Source organism: Anaerotignum faecicola (assembly GCA_024460105.1).
Classification (GTDB): Bacteria; Bacillota; Clostridia; order Lachnospirales; family Anaerotignaceae; genus JANFXS01.
Genome location: JANFXS010000003.1, coordinates 45,228 through 63,216 on the forward strand (window position 1 = coordinate 45,228; position 17,989 = coordinate 63,216).

24 protein-coding genes and 2 pseudogenes are annotated in these 17,989 nt (G+C 37.8%); 8 read left to right on the top strand and 18 right to left on the bottom strand.

Going from position 1 to position 17,989, the window contains the following annotated elements; translation table 11 throughout:
- Positions 1-126 precede the first annotated feature (126 nt).
- Positions 127-348: a rubrerythrin gene (locus NE664_05190; protein MCQ4726055.1), complete on the bottom strand. Its 222-nt coding sequence runs from the start codon at positions 346-348 to the stop codon at positions 127-129.
- A gap of 180 nt (positions 349-528) precedes the next feature.
- Between NE664_05190 and NE664_05195 the strand changes: the two genes are divergently transcribed.
- A complete protein-coding gene (locus tag NE664_05195) occupies positions 529-1,206 on the top strand; it encodes a manganese catalase family protein (protein ID MCQ4726056.1) in 678 nt (225 codons plus the stop codon).
- Positions 1,207-1,428: 222 nt separating this feature from the next.
- Here NE664_05195 and NE664_05200 read toward each other — a convergent pair whose 3' ends face one another.
- The 5 genes from NE664_05200 to NE664_05220 all read right to left on the bottom strand — a co-directional run bounded on the left by NE664_05200 (position 1,429) and on the right by NE664_05220 (position 5,424).
- Entirely contained in the window at positions 1,429-1,971 is a 543-nt protein-coding gene (locus NE664_05200) for a GNAT family N-acetyltransferase (GenBank protein MCQ4726057.1), read from the bottom strand.
- 65 nt (positions 1,972-2,036) lie between these two features.
- A complete protein-coding gene (locus tag NE664_05205; GenBank protein ID MCQ4726058.1) occupies positions 2,037-2,513 on the bottom strand; it encodes a pyridoxamine 5'-phosphate oxidase family protein in 477 nt (158 codons plus the stop codon).
- A 1-nt stretch (position 2,514) separates the two neighbouring features.
- Positions 2,515-3,717: a DUF2974 domain-containing protein gene (locus tag NE664_05210; GenBank protein MCQ4726059.1), complete on the bottom strand. Its 1,203-nt coding sequence runs from the start codon at positions 3,715-3,717 to the stop codon at positions 2,515-2,517.
- 109 nt (positions 3,718-3,826) lie between these two features.
- On the bottom strand, positions 3,827-4,654 hold the full coding sequence (locus tag NE664_05215; GenBank protein ID MCQ4726060.1) for a copper amine oxidase N-terminal domain-containing protein: 828 nt from the start codon (positions 4,652-4,654) through the stop codon (positions 3,827-3,829).
- Between the two features lie 149 nt (positions 4,655-4,803).
- Positions 4,804-5,424 carry an NAD(P)-binding domain-containing protein gene (locus NE664_05220; protein ID MCQ4726061.1) on the bottom strand — a complete coding sequence of 207 codons (621 nt, stop codon included), beginning with the start codon at positions 5,422-5,424 and terminating at the stop codon, positions 4,804-4,806.
- 302 nt (positions 5,425-5,726) lie between these two features.
- Between NE664_05220 and NE664_05225 the strand changes: the two genes are divergently transcribed.
- Complete coding sequence (locus NE664_05225; protein MCQ4726062.1) at positions 5,727-5,966, top strand: DUF6061 family protein; 240 nt, start codon at positions 5,727-5,729, stop codon at positions 5,964-5,966.
- Positions 5,967-6,342: 376 nt separating this feature from the next.
- On the opposite strand, the pseudogene NE664_05230 reads toward NE664_05225, so the two are convergent.
- From NE664_05230 to NE664_05240, 3 genes and pseudogenes are all read right to left on the bottom strand, one after another.
- Positions 6,343-6,573 (bottom strand): annotated as a pseudogene (locus tag NE664_05230) (hypothetical protein).
- A gap of 170 nt (positions 6,574-6,743) precedes the next feature.
- Complete coding sequence (locus NE664_05235; GenBank protein MCQ4726063.1) at positions 6,744-7,733, bottom strand: 23S rRNA (adenine(2503)-C(2))-methyltransferase RlmN; 990 nt, start codon at positions 7,731-7,733, stop codon at positions 6,744-6,746.
- Positions 7,734-7,756: 23 nt separating this feature from the next.
- Positions 7,757-7,936 carry a cysteine-rich KTR domain-containing protein gene (locus NE664_05240; GenBank protein MCQ4726064.1) on the bottom strand — a complete coding sequence of 60 codons (180 nt, stop codon included), beginning with the start codon at positions 7,934-7,936 and terminating at the stop codon, positions 7,757-7,759.
- Between the two features lie 384 nt (positions 7,937-8,320).
- On the opposite strand from NE664_05240, the gene NE664_05245 reads away from it, so the two are divergent.
- The 3 genes from NE664_05245 (at position 8,321) to NE664_05255 (ending at position 9,599) form a co-directional block, all read left to right on the top strand.
- The gene (locus NE664_05245; GenBank protein ID MCQ4726065.1) at positions 8,321-8,674 is read left to right on the top strand and encodes a helix-turn-helix transcriptional regulator; all 354 of its coding nucleotides are present in this window, start codon (positions 8,321-8,323) and stop codon (positions 8,672-8,674) included.
- A 267-nt stretch (positions 8,675-8,941) separates the two neighbouring features.
- Positions 8,942-9,280 carry a MobC family plasmid mobilization relaxosome protein gene (locus NE664_05250; GenBank protein ID MCQ4726066.1) on the top strand — a complete coding sequence of 113 codons (339 nt, stop codon included), beginning with the start codon at positions 8,942-8,944 and terminating at the stop codon, positions 9,278-9,280.
- Positions 9,281-9,425: 145 nt separating this feature from the next.
- Positions 9,426-9,599, top strand: a complete 174-nt coding sequence (locus tag NE664_05255) for a zinc ribbon domain-containing protein (protein MCQ4726067.1) — start codon at positions 9,426-9,428, stop codon at positions 9,597-9,599.
- On the opposite strand, the pseudogene NE664_05260 reads toward NE664_05255, so the two are convergent.
- The 6 genes and pseudogenes from NE664_05260 to NE664_05285 form a co-directional block, all read right to left on the bottom strand.
- A pseudogene (locus NE664_05260) lies at positions 9,592-9,816 on the bottom strand (response regulator). The gene NE664_05255 and the pseudogene NE664_05260 sit on opposite strands and share 8 nt — an antisense overlap.
- 365 nt (positions 9,817-10,181) lie before the next feature.
- Complete coding sequence (locus NE664_05265) at positions 10,182-10,892, bottom strand: DUF6040 family protein (GenBank protein MCQ4726068.1); 711 nt, start codon at positions 10,890-10,892, stop codon at positions 10,182-10,184.
- The gene (locus NE664_05270; GenBank protein MCQ4726069.1) at positions 10,870-12,591 is read right to left on the bottom strand and encodes a MobA/MobL family protein; all 1,722 of its coding nucleotides are present in this window, start codon (positions 12,589-12,591) and stop codon (positions 10,870-10,872) included. Before NE664_05270 ends, NE664_05265 begins: the two co-directional genes overlap by 23 nt.
- A complete protein-coding gene (locus NE664_05275) occupies positions 12,567-12,872 on the bottom strand; it encodes a hypothetical protein (GenBank protein ID MCQ4726070.1) in 306 nt (101 codons plus the stop codon). Before NE664_05275 ends, NE664_05270 begins: the two co-directional genes overlap by 25 nt.
- Positions 12,872-13,186, bottom strand: coding sequence for a DUF3847 domain-containing protein (locus tag NE664_05280; protein MCQ4726071.1), 315 nt, complete (start codon positions 13,184-13,186; stop codon positions 12,872-12,874). The genes NE664_05275 and NE664_05280 overlap by 1 nt, the downstream gene beginning before the upstream one ends.
- Positions 13,187-13,449: 263 nt before the next feature.
- Positions 13,450-13,680: a helix-turn-helix domain-containing protein gene (locus tag NE664_05285; GenBank protein ID MCQ4726072.1), complete on the bottom strand. Its 231-nt coding sequence runs from the start codon at positions 13,678-13,680 to the stop codon at positions 13,450-13,452.
- 174 nt (positions 13,681-13,854) lie between these two features.
- Between NE664_05285 and NE664_05290 the strand changes: the two genes are divergently transcribed.
- Both NE664_05290 and NE664_05295 read left to right on the top strand, forming a co-directional pair.
- Positions 13,855-14,484 carry a helix-turn-helix domain-containing protein gene (locus NE664_05290; GenBank protein MCQ4726073.1) on the top strand — a complete coding sequence of 210 codons (630 nt, stop codon included), beginning with the start codon at positions 13,855-13,857 and terminating at the stop codon, positions 14,482-14,484.
- An 86-nt stretch (positions 14,485-14,570) separates the two neighbouring features.
- On the top strand, positions 14,571-15,866 hold the full coding sequence (locus NE664_05295; GenBank protein ID MCQ4726074.1) for a site-specific integrase: 1,296 nt from the start codon (positions 14,571-14,573) through the stop codon (positions 15,864-15,866).
- A 41-nt stretch (positions 15,867-15,907) separates the two neighbouring features.
- Here the strand turns inward: NE664_05295 and NE664_05300 are convergent, their stop codons facing one another.
- On the bottom strand, positions 15,908-16,303 hold the full coding sequence (locus NE664_05300; GenBank protein ID MCQ4726075.1) for a hypothetical protein: 396 nt from the start codon (positions 16,301-16,303) through the stop codon (positions 15,908-15,910).
- Between the two features lie 377 nt (positions 16,304-16,680).
- Between NE664_05300 and yajC the strand changes: the two genes are divergently transcribed.
- Positions 16,681-17,151 carry a preprotein translocase subunit YajC gene (gene yajC / locus NE664_05305; protein ID MCQ4726076.1) on the top strand — a complete coding sequence of 157 codons (471 nt, stop codon included), beginning with the start codon at positions 16,681-16,683 and terminating at the stop codon, positions 17,149-17,151.
- A 95-nt stretch (positions 17,152-17,246) separates the two neighbouring features.
- Here the strand turns inward: yajC and NE664_05310 are convergent, their stop codons facing one another.
- Together NE664_05310 and NE664_05315 are read right to left on the bottom strand one after the other, a co-directional pair.
- A complete protein-coding gene (locus tag NE664_05310; protein ID MCQ4726077.1) occupies positions 17,247-17,456 on the bottom strand; it encodes an alpha/beta-type small acid-soluble spore protein in 210 nt (69 codons plus the stop codon).
- Positions 17,457-17,628: 172 nt separating this feature from the next.
- Complete coding sequence (locus NE664_05315; GenBank protein ID MCQ4726078.1) at positions 17,629-17,973, bottom strand: phBC6A51 family helix-turn-helix protein; 345 nt, start codon at positions 17,971-17,973, stop codon at positions 17,629-17,631.
- Positions 17,974-17,989: the final 16 nt, after the last annotated feature.

A 17,989-nucleotide genomic window follows, 5' to 3' on the forward strand; every position in this document is an offset into this window, starting at 1 on the left:
ACTTTTTATTATCCCGAAGGTTATGTGAAATATTCATACTCCGAATTTAGAATATATTTTGAACTAAAAAATGCCGCTTAATAACTGAAAGCAGTTATTAGCAGCGGCATTAATCTGACATTAAAATTATCTTTTATTTTTACGTTCAATTATAAGTTCTCTTAATTTTGCCGCATGCATCCCTTCATCTTTAGCAAATTCGGCAAAAACTTCTCTAACTTTAGGATCATGTTCTTTATCTTTAGAATATATACTGTAATCTCTTGTCAATTCCATTGAATTTTCCCATGATTTCAACAGCCTGTCATATGTTGTAAATTCAATATCACAGTCTTTGTTATTATCCATTTAAACAGCCCCTTATTCTTTAAATATTTAAAATTATAGCCTTCAAAACTAAGTAAACTATAATTTATATTTTTTAATTCCCCTTTTACAAGAAAAATATTCACTTAAAAAATAAATGTCGGATACATTAAGCTCAATTATATGCTCATAATAATATTAAAATTTATTGGAGGTGTCATAATGTTTAAACACGAAAAACAGCTTCTCAAACCTGTCAGTATTGAAAAACCGAATCCGCAATATGCCGTTCTCCTTCAGGAACAGCTAGGAGGCGGAAATGGCGAACTTAAGGCAGCAATGCAGTATATGTCCCAAAGCTTCAGGATAAAAGACCCTGCAATTAAGGATCTGTTTATGGATATTGCAGCCGAAGAGCTCAGCCATCTTGAAATGGTGGCCGCTACCATTAATTTGTTAAACGGTCATGATGTAGATTATGAAACAGTTTCAGCAGGCGAAATCCAGACCCATGTCATACTCGGCCTAAATCCCGGGCTTATGAATTCCTCGGGATATTCATGGACATCAGATTATGTAACTGTAACGGGAGATTTATGCGCAGATTTATTATCTAATATTGCGTCTGAACAGAGGGCGAAAGTGGTATACGAATATCTTTACAGACAAATCAAAGATAAAAAAGTAAGGGATACTATAGACTTTCTCCTTAACAGGGAAGAAGCCCACAATGCAATGTTCAGAGAGGCGTTCAATAAGGTTCAGGATACAGGCAGCAACAAGGATTTCGGCGTAACAGAAGATTCCAGGCTTTATTTCAACCTTTCAACCCCTTCTCCGGAAAACTCATTCGGCCGGACAAAAGCTGAACCGCCAAGTTTTGCACATGCTGGAAAATAAACTTAGAAAATAAGAATGTACCACAAATAGATATGATAAGTAAAATAAATAATCATAAACATTTGCAGACCGAAAAAACAAACTTGATTTTCTTAACGGCTGACAGAATATAAGATATATAAAATAAATGAACCTTGTATATTTTTTATTCGCATATTAAATAAAAAAGCTGTTGAAAAGTTTATTAAAGCTTTTCAACAGCTTATAAAAACACTTAAAATATTACATCATTTTTTCTTTCATACTGCAATGTTCCATATCGCATCCTGTAAAACCTATCACGCCGCTTCTTTTTTCCAACAGTATGGTGTTTCTCCAATGCCTGAATTTATCAATACCAATCATTTTACGATAGCCTACGCGCCTGAAACCGCATTTTTCAAAAAGCTGTATCCCTGCTTCATTCTCGTCCAATACAGTAGCCTGCAGAGTCCATATATTGTTGTCGTCAGCAAACGACACTTCATTTTTTACAAGAGCCTCTCCTATGCCTGTGTGCCTTTCGTCCATATCAACGTAAATACTTACTTCACATACGCCTTTATAAGCTTCGCATCCGGATATTTCGGATAAAGCAATCCATCCCACAACTTCGCCGTTTTTTTCGGCCACAAAACGCCCGACCTTTTTATGTTCCGCATCCCATTCGTCAAAAGGAGGACATAAATATTCTAAAGTAGCCATGTTGCTTTCTATGCCTTGTTTATATATTTCGCTTACCATTTGCCAGTCGTCTTTAACCATAGGCCTGATTTTTATATCCATAAATATACCTCCTTATGAAACGTAAATGTATTTGTATATATTATTATAAAATATTTTATTAGTAATCAATATATTTTTTCTTTGGCTGAAAATTCATCGGCCGAAATTCTGTATACATTTGTTTTATCCAATACATTTTCATTATATTCAAAACCGCTTTTACCTGTTGCCTTTTTCATAATTATATCCAAAGCATGCCTTTTGTCGGAATTGTTTTCCAATACTGTAATCGTTCCGCTGCCCATTATGCTGTTGTAAAAGCAACTGTATTTGCAGCCCTGCGTACCGTCGCCGGCAACTCCGTTATTACGTTCCATTTCAAATGCAACTACAGGTCTGCTTTTGCTTAATTCGGCTTTTGTTCCGCTGTCGGCCCCATGGAAGTATAATATAAGTTTCTCATTTATAAACTCATATCCAAAATTTACGGGAAATATATAAGGTTTATGTCCGTCGTAAAACCCAACATGCATTATATCGTACTCTTTTAAAAAACTTTCAATTTTAGAATTGTCAGTTACAAGACGATCTGTTCTTCGCATATCAATTCTCCTTTTTCTCTTTTATTATTATATATTTTTTGCCTTTTGGCAATGGTATTTTAGAAGTTATTATGTTTATTCTTTTTTTTGCCGCAGGTTTTGAAGATTTATTTGAAACCAAATTCTCTTTTGCAGACTTTATTAAAAGCTGTGCCGTTTTAATTAATATCTCTTTAGTTTCATCATCAAGCGCGCTTATATTCTTAAGGATTAATCCTGAATTTTTTATTCCGTCGGATTTAAGTTCCGTAAGTGTTTTTGCATCGGTAGAATCCAGTATTTCAAAAAGCGCATCTACAAATTTTTCTTTTTGCGCATTATCCATTTTTAAAATCCAGTCCCTTAATGTGTTGTCTGCAAATTCGCTGCTGTCCGTAATCTTATCGCAAAGTACAAATTTGTTTCCGAGAACCTGCCAATTAAACGGGTTATGCTGAAAAAGGCCAAACTGCCTGCTCTGAACTACATTAAATTCCCGGTGATACGAAAACATCATTCCAACGACAGACGATTGCGGCACATATGAATATATCTTTTTATATATATCTTTATAGCTTTTTTTTGAAAGGAATTCCTGACTAAATCCTGGACCGTCATTGTTATATATGCATATAATTCTTTTGCGTATTTCTTCACTGCAATAGGCAGAAGAATAAATCGCAAGGTTTCCGCCTTTTGAATGGCCCGCTACCCTCAGGCTCCCTTCAAGGCATTCCGCCGCTTTTGTAAGATATTCAACGGCTGCCGACTGCGACGGCACATGATCCAAAAAGCTCATATTGAAATCTTCTTTCCAGCCGACCAACGTGTCGTCGGTGCCTCTGAAAATTACTATATTGCTGCCGTCATTAAGCATAGATGTAACAGCCGAAAACTGTTTCTCCTCTTCCTTGTCAATTAAATTTACATATCCGCAAAGCTTTATATCAGAAAACCTTTTGCTTTTTCCCATTTCATTAAACATAGACAAAATTTCGTCCGATATTAAAAGTCCCGTTTCCAACCGTTTTTTTTGATAAGATAAATCAAGAAAAATATTGAGCGCTTCTTTAAGCTTTATTTTTTTTGAAAAACTTTCCGGTACGATATCCTCCAAGTTTAAATATGAAAACTGGCTTAAAATAAGCGCGTCAATAGAATTAAACTCATCCTTGTCAAACTCCAAATCTCCGCGCCATTTAATATAATCAAGTATATTTCCCATTTTATCAGCCGCCTTACTTATATATTATAAGTTTTTACACGTTTTGTCTTATACAAAAACCGCAATCCATATAAAAATGTTGAACTGCGGTTTTAAATCTTTCTAATATTTATTTTAATTCGAGTGAAATTCGTTCAGTTTCTATCGGTACATTAAGGGTCTTGTTAATTTCAAAGCCTTCATCTTTAATCACTACAGACGGGCTTGCTATTTTTTTCCCGTCCTCGTCATAACAAACTAAATATAATCTGATATTTTTGTCTCCCGCATAATTTTCACCGTTGGCCCCGATATTATAATTAATATCTCCTGAAAGGAAAACATTAATTTTAAGATATTTATCATTAACGGCTTTTATATCCGATATTTTAAATGTATCTACTCTGCATGATACTTTAGGGGTTCCTGACGGATAGTTTACAAACATTGTGCCCGGCATTGACGAATACATTATTGTATATGATTTTTCCTCTCCCTCTTCCCCTAACGGTTCGCTTTGATTATCTGTATCATCTGCGCTTTCCGTATCGTTTTTTTCAAATAAATATACGGAAGCGCTGCCAAAACTTATATTGCATCCCAAACTTTCGGCAACTGCATCCGCCGTTATATATATACTGTCGTTTATAAGCAGCAAAGGATTTTCCATAACGAGATTGATGCCATTGATTTCCATTATTCTGCTGTTTAGTTTCGTTTTTATTACAGTGTCCTCTTTTAATATTGATACTGCTCCCGAAGAACTATCCCATTCTATTTCTGCCCCTAGGCCTTCATACGCTTTTCTGAGAGGAATCATTGTTTTGCCGCCGATGTCTATACATTCGGTTTCAACTGATAATCCAACAGTTTCGCTGACTTCGCTTGCAGCGAATGCCGTGCCGTTTAAAGTTATTGTGCAGGCAATTAACGCCATATATCTAAAAAACTTTTTCATTAAAACTACCTCCATAGACCGTTTTTATCAGAATAACACAATATGCTTTAAATTAAAAGTGTTAATTATAGAACTATTAAACAATTAAGTCACATAAATACTGTTAATAAATATATTTTGACTAATTGTCGTTTTTTAAACATAGGACTTTAAATGAGTCTATTTGATAATTCGCGGTTATTGATATAGTTTTCAAGATTTTTAAACACCATATTAAACATGCGTCCTTCATTTTCTTCAGAACCAAAGCTGTTATGAGGAGAATAATAGAAATTTTCCAATTCCCAAAGTACGCTGCTTTTATCCAAAGGCTCCCGCTCAAAAACATCTATTGCCGCCCCCATAAGCTTCCCGCTTTTAAGGGCAGTGATAAGCGCCGCTTCTTCAACTATGGCTCCTCTGCCGACGTTTACTAATATAGAATTTTGTTTCATCAGTTCAAACATACTGTCATTAAATAAATGGTATGTAATATTGTCCAAAGGCGCTGCAATAATTACAATATCAAATCGTTGTATTTCACTTTTAATATTTTTGATATTATATATATTATCAAAATAACGGGCGCTTTTTTCACTTCGGTTAAAACCGCTTATTACAACATTAAAAGAACTTAGCCTTTTTGCAATTTCAACACCTATGCCTCCTGTACCTATAACAGCGGCTTTTTTCCCCGAAAGTTCAAAAAGGTCAAATTGTTTTTTCCAGTGTCTTTCCGTTTTTTGTTTTTCATAAATGCGCATACGTTTACCTATTTCAAGTATTCGCATTATAACAAATTCCGATTGAGATTTCACCTGTTTTAGGGAATTTAATAACTGTTATATTTTGTTATTAAATTCTCTGCAAACCCTTGAAAACACTGGATTTATCGCAGGTGAGCTTTCCCTTATTGTTTCCCTTGTGTTATATCGTCCCGTCAGCGTTTACGAACTCTGATAAGGGCAAATACAAGGGCAAGAAAAATCTATAAAACAGTATAACACAAAATAAAAGTGACATGGTGAACTGATTGAAATGCTTCTGATTTTTGTAACAAATGACTGATTGAATGATAAGGAGATTCTATACGATGAGAACAATATTTGCAGAATACAATCCACACAGAAACAGCATTGATATTTATACTTCTGCTGGTTATATGCTCCGCATTGACTGTTGGGAAGCCGAAAAGGATTTAAAAACCACACCCGGATCAGACTGTGCATTGAACGCACTTGCCATTGATAAACCGCTTGAATATGCAAAATTATATCTTGATGAAACAATGCAGATATGGGTAGATGCAGAAGATTCATTAGAACTATGGTGATTTTTTCAACAGCACTAAGGTTACTTTTTCCCAATCTCATTTATTGAGAATCGTCTTTTTACCGTGCATATATATTCAATATCTTTTTATCTATTATAATGAAATCAAGGGCTGGTCTAATGCCAGCCCTACAAAAATGAAAATTCACATAGAAAATAAATTTACAATTTTTCCGATATAAACCTGTTATCAACAAATACAAACATAATTTATATTATCGTATCTATTGATATGATATGTATTTCAAAGAGTTACCAGAAGTTTTTGAAAACTTTTCCCTTGTGATATTATCTAAAGCTCCTAATTTTATACTTTTCCCATGATGGAGCAGCTTATTTGACCGTATCTTTAATAGCTGTATTTTTGTAATTAGATGTAACACCACCGGATTTTCATCCGTTGAATCATCCGCATATTTAAGACAATAAGAAAGACCGGTGCCATTACCTCCTGTCCACAACATATTATCTGTTGTGAATATCTGATATACCTTCGGTGTTTCTGCCGTATAAAATGTCTTTTCCCCAGATGCAGGCGTTTTCATATTATTGCCTTTTTGTTGGCGGTACATTGAAGATACCGTATTTAGACCAGAACCAATGTGCATACTTCTGTTCCTCCAATCATTTTATCTGAATTGTAAATGTACTGCTTCTGATTTTGCTCCAATATGGTTATTAGGGGCACAAATTAAAATCAAAAAAGAGCCGATAACAGCAGTATTTCAAACTGCATATTATCGGCTCTGCGTCTGTGCGTCTGGCTCTTTTAATTAAATTATTTCTGTTGTTTTTTGGCTTTATTATATGTATTAGCTAACTGTCCACAAGCTGCTTTAATCTCTCTACCATGAGAAACTCTCATGGTAACTTCAAGTCCTGTTTGCTCTAATTGATGTTTGAACGCAACCATTTCTTGTTTTTGTGGTGCTCTAATTTTTGAATTACTCGTCGGGTTGTATTGCAGCACGTTAATCATAACATTTTTGCCCTTAAACCATTTTGCAAGTTGCCTTATATCTGAGGAACGGTCATTTATACCTGGTAAAAGCAAATACGCAAATACCACTTTTCGATTATGCCTTTGAGAATAGGACAATGCTTGCTTAACAACATCTTCAATAGCGTACATGTGCATATGAGGAATGATACAGTTTCTCGCAGCCTGTGTTGCTGCATGTAAAGATATTGTCAACTGAATTTTTAGATGTTCTTCGCGCAATTTTTTTAATTGATTAACTGGACCAACTGTTGATACGGTAATGCCGTCGGTTGGAAAGTTAAGTCCATTTCTATCTCGAAGAATATGGATTGCTGCAATCAAGTTGTCGTAATTGAATAAAGGTTCTCCCATTCCCATAAAAACGATACGATTTACTTTTTGACGTATCAATACAACCTGCTGCACAATTTCAGACGGTGTTAGATTACGAACAAAACCATTGCGTCCGGACTCACAAAAAATACAGCCAACAGAACAACCAACTTGCGTACTTACGCAAACAGTCCCACCATCTCGCCGTTTAATAAAAACCGTTTCAATATACCTGTTATCTTTCAATTCATAAACATACTTTTCAGTATCGCTACTTTTATAGACTTTTTTTGTTGATATTGATAGATTTTCTTTGTGAAATGGCTGTTTATACAATTCCGTATATAAGGCTCTTGCTTTATCCTCTCCAATTACTTCCGACATTTCTTTGTAAGTAAATCCGTATGGGTCATTCAATATTTCCGTAGGTGTACTTTTAGGTAAGTGTTTCATTTAAATATCCTTCCTTTTCAAAATTAAAAAGTTTGTTTTTCAGAGTTTTTGATTATGATTTCTAGTTTTTCAACATCAACGATATGCGTTAATTTACATTTAGGGCAGAAAAGAGGAAAATTTCTTAATACCGTATTATAAAATACTTGAACCCTCGTCTTTCCGTTACAAATTGGACATTTTATCCAATATTTTTCAAGCATAATATTTCTCCTTTTGCGCAAAAAAATGCAGGTCAATTCTCAACATGAGCATTGACCTGCATTTATACATATAATACTACAACAAAATTAAGGCATAGTTTTTATACTATGTCTATACGTCGTTAGTTTTGTTGTATAGCATACGCAAAATAAGCATGACAAAAAAGCCCATATTGAAAATGGGAAAAATCTTTTTTGATTTCAATGCTTATCGAATACGCATGCTATGTAACATAAACATTCCCCCCCTTTTATATAATATTATATACAAAAGCAGCTTGTTGTCAACATATATATATATGAATTATTTTGGCTAACTGATAGAACTACGTAGACATATCCAAGAAGAAAGGGGAACAGTAAAATGTAATAGGGTGAATAACTATGGCAAAAAGACCAGTACCACGATACGACTTTAAGGCTTTTGGGGCAGCGATAAAGGCAGCGCGTGAGGGATGCAAGGAGAGCCGCAAGAAAGTAGGCGACGAAATGTTTATCTCGCCGCGCTACCTTGCGAACATTGAGAACAAGGGGCAGCACCCAAGTTTACAGATATTCTTTGAGCTGATACAGCGTTACCATATATCCGTAGACCAATTCCTTTTAGAAACGCCGCCGGAGAAGAACACGCAGCGGCGGCAGCTTGACGCGCTTCTTGACGGTATGAGCGATACAGGCATACGGATTGTAACCGCAACGGCAAAGGAGATTTCCGAAGTCGAAAAAGAGGGCGAATAGGAATGTCCGACTTAAAACTGAACAGGATTTAGAAAGCGTTGTAATCTTTTTTGAGGTTGCAGCGTTTTTCTTTTGCGTAAGTTTGGCAAAATCGCTTTTTCTCCGTAGTAGGTGATAAGAGCCTAAAGGATAAAAACATTCGTAGCAAGCATAGGAAGCGGGTACCACTTCCGTATTTTCGCCCTCCCGCGCTGCGGCGCGTCGGTTGAAAATTGCTTGTTGGGAAGTGTCCCAAACCCTCGGAACGGAAAGGAAAGGAGCGAACACATGGACGGACGCAAAAGGACAGTGCAAATCAAATTCAGAGTGACGGAAGCGGAACGGGATTTAATACTGGAAAAAATGAAGCTCGTACCCACCCGGAACATGGCGGCGTATCTGCGGAAGATTGCCATTGACGGGTATATCATTCAGATAGACCACGCCGATATAAAGGCTATGACCGCAGAGATACAGAAAATCGGTGTCAACGTCAACCAGATAGCACGCCGCGTAAACGCGACGGGGAACGCATACCAAGAGGACATAGAGGAAATAAAGGGGGTGCTTGCGGAGATATGGCGGTTACAAAGATTAAAGCTTCAAATCCACAAGGCTTGGCTTTAAGAGCAAAAAACGCATCCCCACCGCAAAGGACAGGCGGGCGTATATCGAAAATGCCCATGCCCCCATCATTGACAGGGATATATGGGAAAAGGTACAGATAATACGGGAAAACAAACGCAGACCGAACAAAAGCGGGATTACGAGCATGTTTTCTGGACTGCTCTATTGTGCCGACTGCGGGGCAAAGTTAAGCCTTGCCACTGCCAACGGATACGCCCATTTCCGCTGTTCGCAGTACAAACGGACGAGCCGCACGCAGAACTGCACGCAGCATTATATCCGAGAGGACGCATTAAACCAGTTGGATATTTTTCTTTAATCCTCATAGCTGTTTTCAGCCCATCCATCCCCTGCATATTGATGTCCAGAAATAATATCTGACACGCTTCCAAAGCTGATTGTTCTTCGCATAACTGTTCTCCAGAATCATATTCTGTAATAGCAAACTCATAATTCTTTTTTTCACCATAGTCTGACAGCAAATCTGATAGATTTTTTCTGTCATCTATCCTGTCATCACAAATAATAATGTTCATATTTTTCATTCCTGTCTTTGATTTCTCTCATACCTGTAAACCATACAAGTCTCACCTAGCACTCTTTATTATATCAAACAAATCTTCCGCTCGATCATTCTCCGCATCAAATGACTATTTTCCGCATAGAACGACTATCTCCTATAGAAACGCAGAAGCATTGTATCTCAAACTCTTTGAAATACAATGCTTCCCTGCATTTTCTATATCGGCATGTTGATATTATTACTTTACTATCCTGCACACTCTCTGAGAGTGACTGTATCTATCAAAAAAGAAGCCAGCAGTTTATTCACGCACTGCTGACTTCTTATAATACTACTCATTTTATTTACTTCGCTGCGTCTCAGACAATTTTTTTATTTTTAAACATAACCTCTGTTTTCCCGCCATCCCTTTACATACCACCTGATTCCAACATATACCAGTTGCACGAATAATAAGAGAAATAGCAGATTGATTGGCAATACTTCCTTTATCCAATCCCCAAAGTAGATAGCTATTGCCATACTTACAAGTATCACCATTATGGTAATCATATCCCAACAGTATTTCTTATATAGCCCTGCAATCTTTATTTCGATGAATGCCAAAAGTATTCCCACACCCACCAGACATCCACCGCAAATCAGTATTCTTATCAGCCAGTTTATAATTCCAGCAACGACAGGATTGGATATTCCATCACTAATCTGTGCCACGTTCTTTCCTGCCAGTACAACCCAGCCAGCAATGGTCTGTGTGAAAGTTGCGATTGTATCAAAGAATACCACGCAATCAGAAATAAATATTTTTGACCGTATCATCTGAAAAAGAGTAGTTGATACGGAATACCATATCAGCAGAAACATCAATGCTTCATACATGGCTGTTTTTGTTTTATATCTGCCTGCCAGTTTTTCCCTCTGCATATCATACTTTTCCTTAGCTTTCAGATAAGCTGTCTGTTTACAATTCCCGCACTTTTGATAGAGTACCGGCTTTTCAACCGGTATCTCTACTTTTTTCTGATGGGAGAGTACATAATCCCGTTCCTGTTCTGCCTGTCTCTGCTTATCTCGACATTCCTCTATCATGGCTTGGACGGTGTGTGTTTTCTCTTTCTCGCTCTGCAACAATTCTTTTGTTTTCCTCAAGTCGTTCTTTAAGGCTTGAATGTTCTCTGTTTTGTTCTCGCTGTTTAACTTCTCGTTCAAGGTCAGCGATTCGTCGAGCTGCACTTTCAGTTCCCTGATAGTCCGGTCTTTCTGGTCGAGTTCTTCCTGCATCTGCTCTGTCAGCAGAAGCAACTCTTCCAGTTGATCGTCGCTCTTTGAGTTTCTTAATTCGTTCATCAATCAACCTTCCTTTCTCTAATTGCTGTTCAAGTTCAGTAATTCGCTGTTCTGTTTCTGCAATAGCCGGTTCTCGCTGTTTAATTTCTGTGCCAATTCCTGCCATTGCTGATTTTCGTCTGTGAGTTTCTGTATCTGGTCTGTCTTTTCTTCCAGAAGCATCAACAGTTCTTCTGTATCCGGTAAGATTTGTAGCAGCTCTGACAATTCTTTCTCTAATTGCTGCAATCGTTCTTCCTGCTCCTGAAAGCACATCAGCTTCTCGTCCTTTTCCTGTATCTCCTGAAGCATCTCTGCCATGATATTCTGCTGTTCCTCTATCTGTGTAATCATTGCTTCCATCATGGGAATTACTTCTTTGCTTTCTTCTAATGTCATTCAACCACTCCCTCCACATCGACAATGCACCGGATACCTTACCAAAGGTTGCAATTACCTTTTGCAGCAGTGCATTTTGTTTTTTTATCATCTGGTTTTCCTCGACCTTCCATGAACCTTTCCTTATCTGCCCGGTGAGATATTTTTCCTCAATCTTCCTTGCATCTGCACCCTCATGAATCGTAGGGACTTTCAATTTGCCCTGTCTTTCATAAGAGCGGTGGTCAATCAGATTGTCTATGGATAAATGCCGGTTACACATCTTTGCCCATTCGCTTCGCCATAACTCACAATTCTTTGGATTGTTCCAGCCGGTAGCGTCAGTCAGAACCCTTTTCCATTGTTTTCTGTTTCTTGCCCCGACTTTCTGTACTCCGTTTTCATCAAGTACCGGAATACGGATTCCATGACGGTCTGGATTTTTCTTATCCTGCCACCAGTCCGGGTGGGATTCATCAACCACGATATTTCCGTCAGTATCTCTGACAAAATCCCAGTCCTTGACTTCCTTGCTGCCCCATGAGTGGTCTGGATTGAATGGTCGCATGGTTACAAGTAAATGCACATGTGGGTTCCCGTCGCCCTTATCGTGTATGCTCCAGTCGGCACACATTCCCTCGTCCACGAAAGTCTTTTGAATATATTCGGTTGTATAATCAATCTGTTCCTGTCTGCTCCATTCTTTCGGCAGGGAAAATTCAAATGAGCGTCCAAGCTGTGCATCTGCATTTTTTTCTATCTTCAATACCTCATTCCATAGACGCTGTTTCTGAAATGTGATTTTAAACTTTTCCAGTGCGGCATCTTTATCATCCGCTCTTTTATAACGGATAGACTGTTGACACCTTTTTATATTTTCTTCCGGTACATGCAGCCATTCAGGAGGTGCATTTTCGCACATCATCAGACTGGTGTAGACGACTTCCTTTTTGGAAGTATAGTAACTGATTCTGCCTGTTTCCTCATTCTTCATCACATCTCCATTAAGATATGCCGATGCGGATATGACAGATTTTCCTTTACTGCGCCCGACAATCTTTACTGTAAAGTGAAATATCGCCATGATACGATTCCCCCTTTCTGCCGTATCCGGCATTGATTTCCGACAGCATCTTCTTCTGGTTTGGCAGAAGTGAAGCTGTCGGAACGCCCTCTGCGCAAGAGTGCCCCCTGCGGCATGAGCAGGTCTGGCTGAAAGCCCCGCCGACGGAACGAGCCCGGCAAGCGTAAGCGCAGACCGGTTGCCACTTGTGGCAAACTTATAAGGACGACCTCTGGTTGTCCATAAGTGCGCCCTTCATTCAAAGGCAATGAAGGGAATGGAAAAACCACTCCCTCCGCCATTACACTTCCTCCATATCTGTAAGTGGCTCTTTCTGCATCGCCTTTGAGAAAAACTTTCCGTTTGTTTCCTGCCTTTTTAAGAAGCCTATCAACTTTGGTAAATCTTCCTCCTCAATCGGACAGCCAAGAACCGATTCCACCGCACCGCCAATCTGACAGAGCCTGTGGGTTCGTTTTTTACTTTCCTCGGCTTTCTTTCTCTTTTCCAGTTCCTTTCGCTGTGCAATGAGCTTTTTGGTAGCTTCGATGCTTTCCTGTTCCTTTTTCTCTAATGCACGTATTCTTTCTTCATAAGTCTTTGTTGATTTCGCCATATCGTCTTCATCCTTTCTCTTATAATCAAATCTTGCTCTGCTAAGATTTGGCACACGATTCTGGTCAGCTCTGTTGACATAATTCCAATCAGAATCGTGGTGCATCCTTGCGGAGCATTATCTTGTCGATGTTTTTCCGACAAGATAAACATTAGTTCCCGGTTGCATATCAGGAGAAGCACATGGTATAATCCTCTTGCGTGTAGGTATATCATGGCTTCGGTCTGATAGAACCTTTGGCGGTTTCGTAGGAAGCCGCCTTTTTAAGTTGCCACATTTCTTGTGACAGTTTTTACATTTCCTTTATCCCTCAGATCTCGCCCCTCGTTGGCTTCCATGAACTTTTCCAGAATGTCAGTTTTAATAAGGACTTTTCTTCCGACTTTTAATACCGGAAGTTTCTTCCATTCAACCAGCTTTCTCAAAGTGTTTCTGCCAATTCCTGTATAGTCGGCTGCTTCCTCGATGGATAATGCAATCTTTCTTTCCGTCATCTTGTCACCTCCTTATGAATTGCATTATGCAATTTCTGTTGTGCTGTTAGTATAGCGGTTTTATATTGTGTTGTCAAGCGTTATGAAATTTTAAAAATAATTATTATATTGCATATTGCAATTATGTGAGGTACATGCTATAATTCATACATACCGAAAAAGGAGGCAATCAGCATGAAAGATAAAGAACTACGCAAGCTGATAGGCAGCAGGGCAAAACAGCGTCGTCTGGAATTAAATCTGACACAGCCTTATGTTGCAGAGAAGATGGGAGTTACCGCTTCCACAATCCTGCGTTATGAGAATGGTTCGATTGACAATACCAAAAAGATGGTGCTGGAAGGTCTTTCGGAAGCACTTCATGTATCTATTGAATGGCTCAGAGGGGAAACCGATGAATACGAAACCGATATTACGGATAAGAAAGAATTACAGATTCGTGATGCAATGGGCGATATTCTCAAACAGTTACCTCTCGACCTTAGTAAAAAGGAAGATGCTTTTTCCAAAGATTTACTGCTGTTGATGTTAAAGCAATATAACCTGTTTCTGGAATCATTCCAGTTTGCCTGCAAGAATTACAAGGGCAACACGAATGAAGCTGATATTGCAAAAGTAATGGGGTTTGAATCGAATGATGAATATAACGAGATTATGTTTCTCCGGGAGATCACCCACACTGTTAATGCCTTTAACGACATGGCAGATATCGTAAGGCTTTATTCCAAGAAACCGGAAATGGCAGAACAAAGGCTTGAAAATCTTTTATCAGAAGTTTTGTATGAGGATTCCGATTCGGTATAGAACGACAACCGGAGTTATGATATACTTACACGCAAGAAGCATTTCATCAGTTCCGATTGTCTGATATCGAAAGGAGACACACGATTATGGCAAAAGGATCTGTAAGAAAAAAAGGAAAGAAATGGTACTACCGCTTCTATGTAGAAGATGCAAGCGGCAATCTGGTTCAGAAAGAATACGCTGGAACAGAAAGTAAAAGTGAAACGGAAAAACTGCTCCGTCAGGCAATGGATGATTACGAAAGCAAGAAATTTGTCGCAAAGACAGATAATCTTACTGTAGGAGAACTTCTTGATATGTGGGCGGAAGAAGAACTGAAAGTCGGAACACTCAGCAATGGTACAGTGGAAAATTATCTTGGTGCAATCCGTTGTATCAAGAAACATCCGATTGCAGAACGCAAATTAAAAACCGTTACTGCTGAACATTTACAGGCATTTCTCGATCTGCTTACATTCGGTGGGGAATTTCCAGATGGAAAAGTGAGAAAAGGATACAGTAAAGATTACATCCATTCCTTTTCAGCAGTATTACAACAGGCTTTCCGGTTTGCAGTATTTCCAAAACAGTTGATTACTTTTAATCCTATGCAGTATATTAAGCTGAAAAAACAGGCAGAGGATGTGGATTTATTCTCAGATGATGAGGTAGAAGAAGGCATACAGCCTATTTCCCATGAAGATTATGAGAGACTGATAGAATACCTCAAAGTAAAGAATCCACCTGCAATCCTGCCAATCCAGATCGCATACTATGCGGGACTTCGTATCGGTGAAGTTTGCGGATTGACATGGCAGGACATCAATCTTGAAGAACAATGCCTGACCATTAAAAGAAGTATCCGCTATGATGGCACAAAACATAAAAACATCATCGGACCGACCAAGCGAAAGAAAGTAAGGATTGTTGATTTTGGCGATACTCTGACTGAAATACTGAAAACCGCCAGAAAAAAACAGCTTAAAAGCCGGATGCAGTATGGTGAACTTTACCACCGCAATTTCTACAAGGAAGCACAGGACAAAAACAGAGTGTATTATGAATATTATCATCTGGACGGAACCGAAGAAATCCCGGTAGATTACAAGGAAATCTCCTTTGTCTGCCTGAGACCGGACGGATGTCTGGAACTGCCAAGCACACTCAGCATTGCCTGCCGATCAGTTGCAAAAAGGCTGGACGGATTTGAGAATTTCCATTTCCACCAGTTGCGACACACCTACACAAGCAACCTCCTCTCAAACGGAGCTGCCCCAAAAGATGTGCAGGAACTGTTAGGGCACTCTGATGTCAGTACCACAATGAATGTCTACGCCCACTCTACAAGAAAGGCAAAGCGGAACTCCGCCAGACTTCTTGATAAAGTGGCAGGCAACGACTAAATAAAAAATTCCCTTATTTCCCTTGCTGATTCCGCATAAGGTCAAAAATAAGGGAAAATACATATCATTTCACTATTTAAGGGGCTGGAAAGCCCGTAAAATAAGGAAAGTTCAAGAAATCTCTCCACAAATTCCGATATAGGAATATCGTATACGCCTTTGGCATTGCAGTAAACAACTCCCATTTCTTTTAATTTACCCATATCTATGGTATCAGTTCCAACCATTCTTGCCTGTATAAATTTAAGGTTCCTAAATTTCTCTGGCGGATTGTTCCTCAAAGCGTCTATCGTAACAAGCACTTCACAATTTAGTTCATCTTCGTTTAACGGTATCTTTTCATCTTTATGTGTAATAACGTTATATCCCAATTTTCTGATTCTTTCCATGTTTTCATCCGTGTTTGTATCCTTTCCGGTGTAAAGAAGTTTGACCATATACAACAACGCTCCCTTGCTTTTAAATAACTATATTGCTAAATTGCAGCTCCAATCAAAAACAAATTTATGTAAATAAGATTGCGCGTCTATAGCTTCGGTTTACAACACGCAATATATTTCCAATCTACAAAATTATTATATAATGCAGTATATGACATCATTAACAAATAGACAAGCCGTTTTAATTTAATAATTAAAAAATTTTTATATAATAACGATTAAAATATACATTGTAAAATACAGTTCAATAAGTATTGACTAGGCGAAGTATATTCTATATAATTGTATAATATGCAATAAACTAATTTCATCATAACATCGTATATATCAGCATAACGGATGTTTAAATTTTTTATCACAAAGGAGAGAAAACAATGAATCTGGCTTTCTTATCAACAGTAGTAGACGGAACAGGCGGCGCCGGGGCGCCGGCAGGAGCGGCAGGTGAAGGCGCAGCGGCAGGAGGCATGAACCCAATAGTAATGATACTTTTATATTGTGTTATTATTTTTGGAGTTATGTACTTCTTTTCAATAAGGCCGCAGAAAAAAAGAAATGCAGAAATGCAGAAAATGAGAGAAAATATCAAAATCGGCGATCCCGTACTCCTTGCAAACGGTATGTTCGGTAAAGTAGTAGACATTACTGCTGAATGCTATGTTATCGAATTTGGAACAAACAGAGGCGTAAGAATACCTGTAATTAAACAGGAAGTTTATGCGAAGAAAGAGCCTAATCTTTCAAACAAACCTGAAGAAGAACCGGTTCCCGAAAAGAAACCGTTATTCGGAAGCAAGAAGAAAGATGAAGAAAATAAAAAAGACGATATTGCCGAAGAAAAATAATTAACTTAAACCATCCGTTTCTATAGGAGGTTTATTTAGCGATAAAAAGCCCAAAACAATATATGTTCTGGGCTTTCTTGTTTTTAACTATTAAATTACAGGCTGCTTTCTCCGGCCATTTTTCTTTCCTGCGCCTCAATCATTTTTTTAACCATATATCCGCCTACATAACCGTTCTGAGCAGATGTTAAATCACCGTTATAACCTTTTTTGAGTGGAACACCGATTTCATTAGCAACCTCGAATTTAAACTGTTCCAAAGCGCTCATTGCTTCGGGTACAGCTTTTCTGTTTCTTGACGCCACTGAAAACACCTCCAAAGATTTTTTAACAATTTATATAAAACAGCATTACTGCTGTAATAATATTATCGTCTATAATAAAATTAAAATCCATGAAGTTAATGGCCGCTGTGTTACTATTTTCTTTAAAGACTAAAGATGTTTTGACGAATTTTTAAATATTTAATCAGATATTTCATTTTTTTGCAGGTATATCGTCTGAAATTGTAACATAATTTTTTGATGAAGATTTTTTCTCTTTGTTTTTAAGATCGAAATATATTTTAAGCGCTGTTGAATTGCCTTTAACGCACTGTTCAATTAAAGATTTAATAACCTTTGGATTTTCTCCTGTTATATGTATTGCAACAGCTTCTTCCATGTACTTCTCAAATTCGTCGTTTTTAAGCCATTTATAAAAAGTATTTTCATCAATTCCACAATCATAATAAAAATTGTTATCTTCGTTGAAATTATAGTTTAAAAGCATCTCAACAAATTTTTTCTGTTTTGCGCTTACTCCTTTTTTAACTTCCGCTATTTAACCACCTCCTATG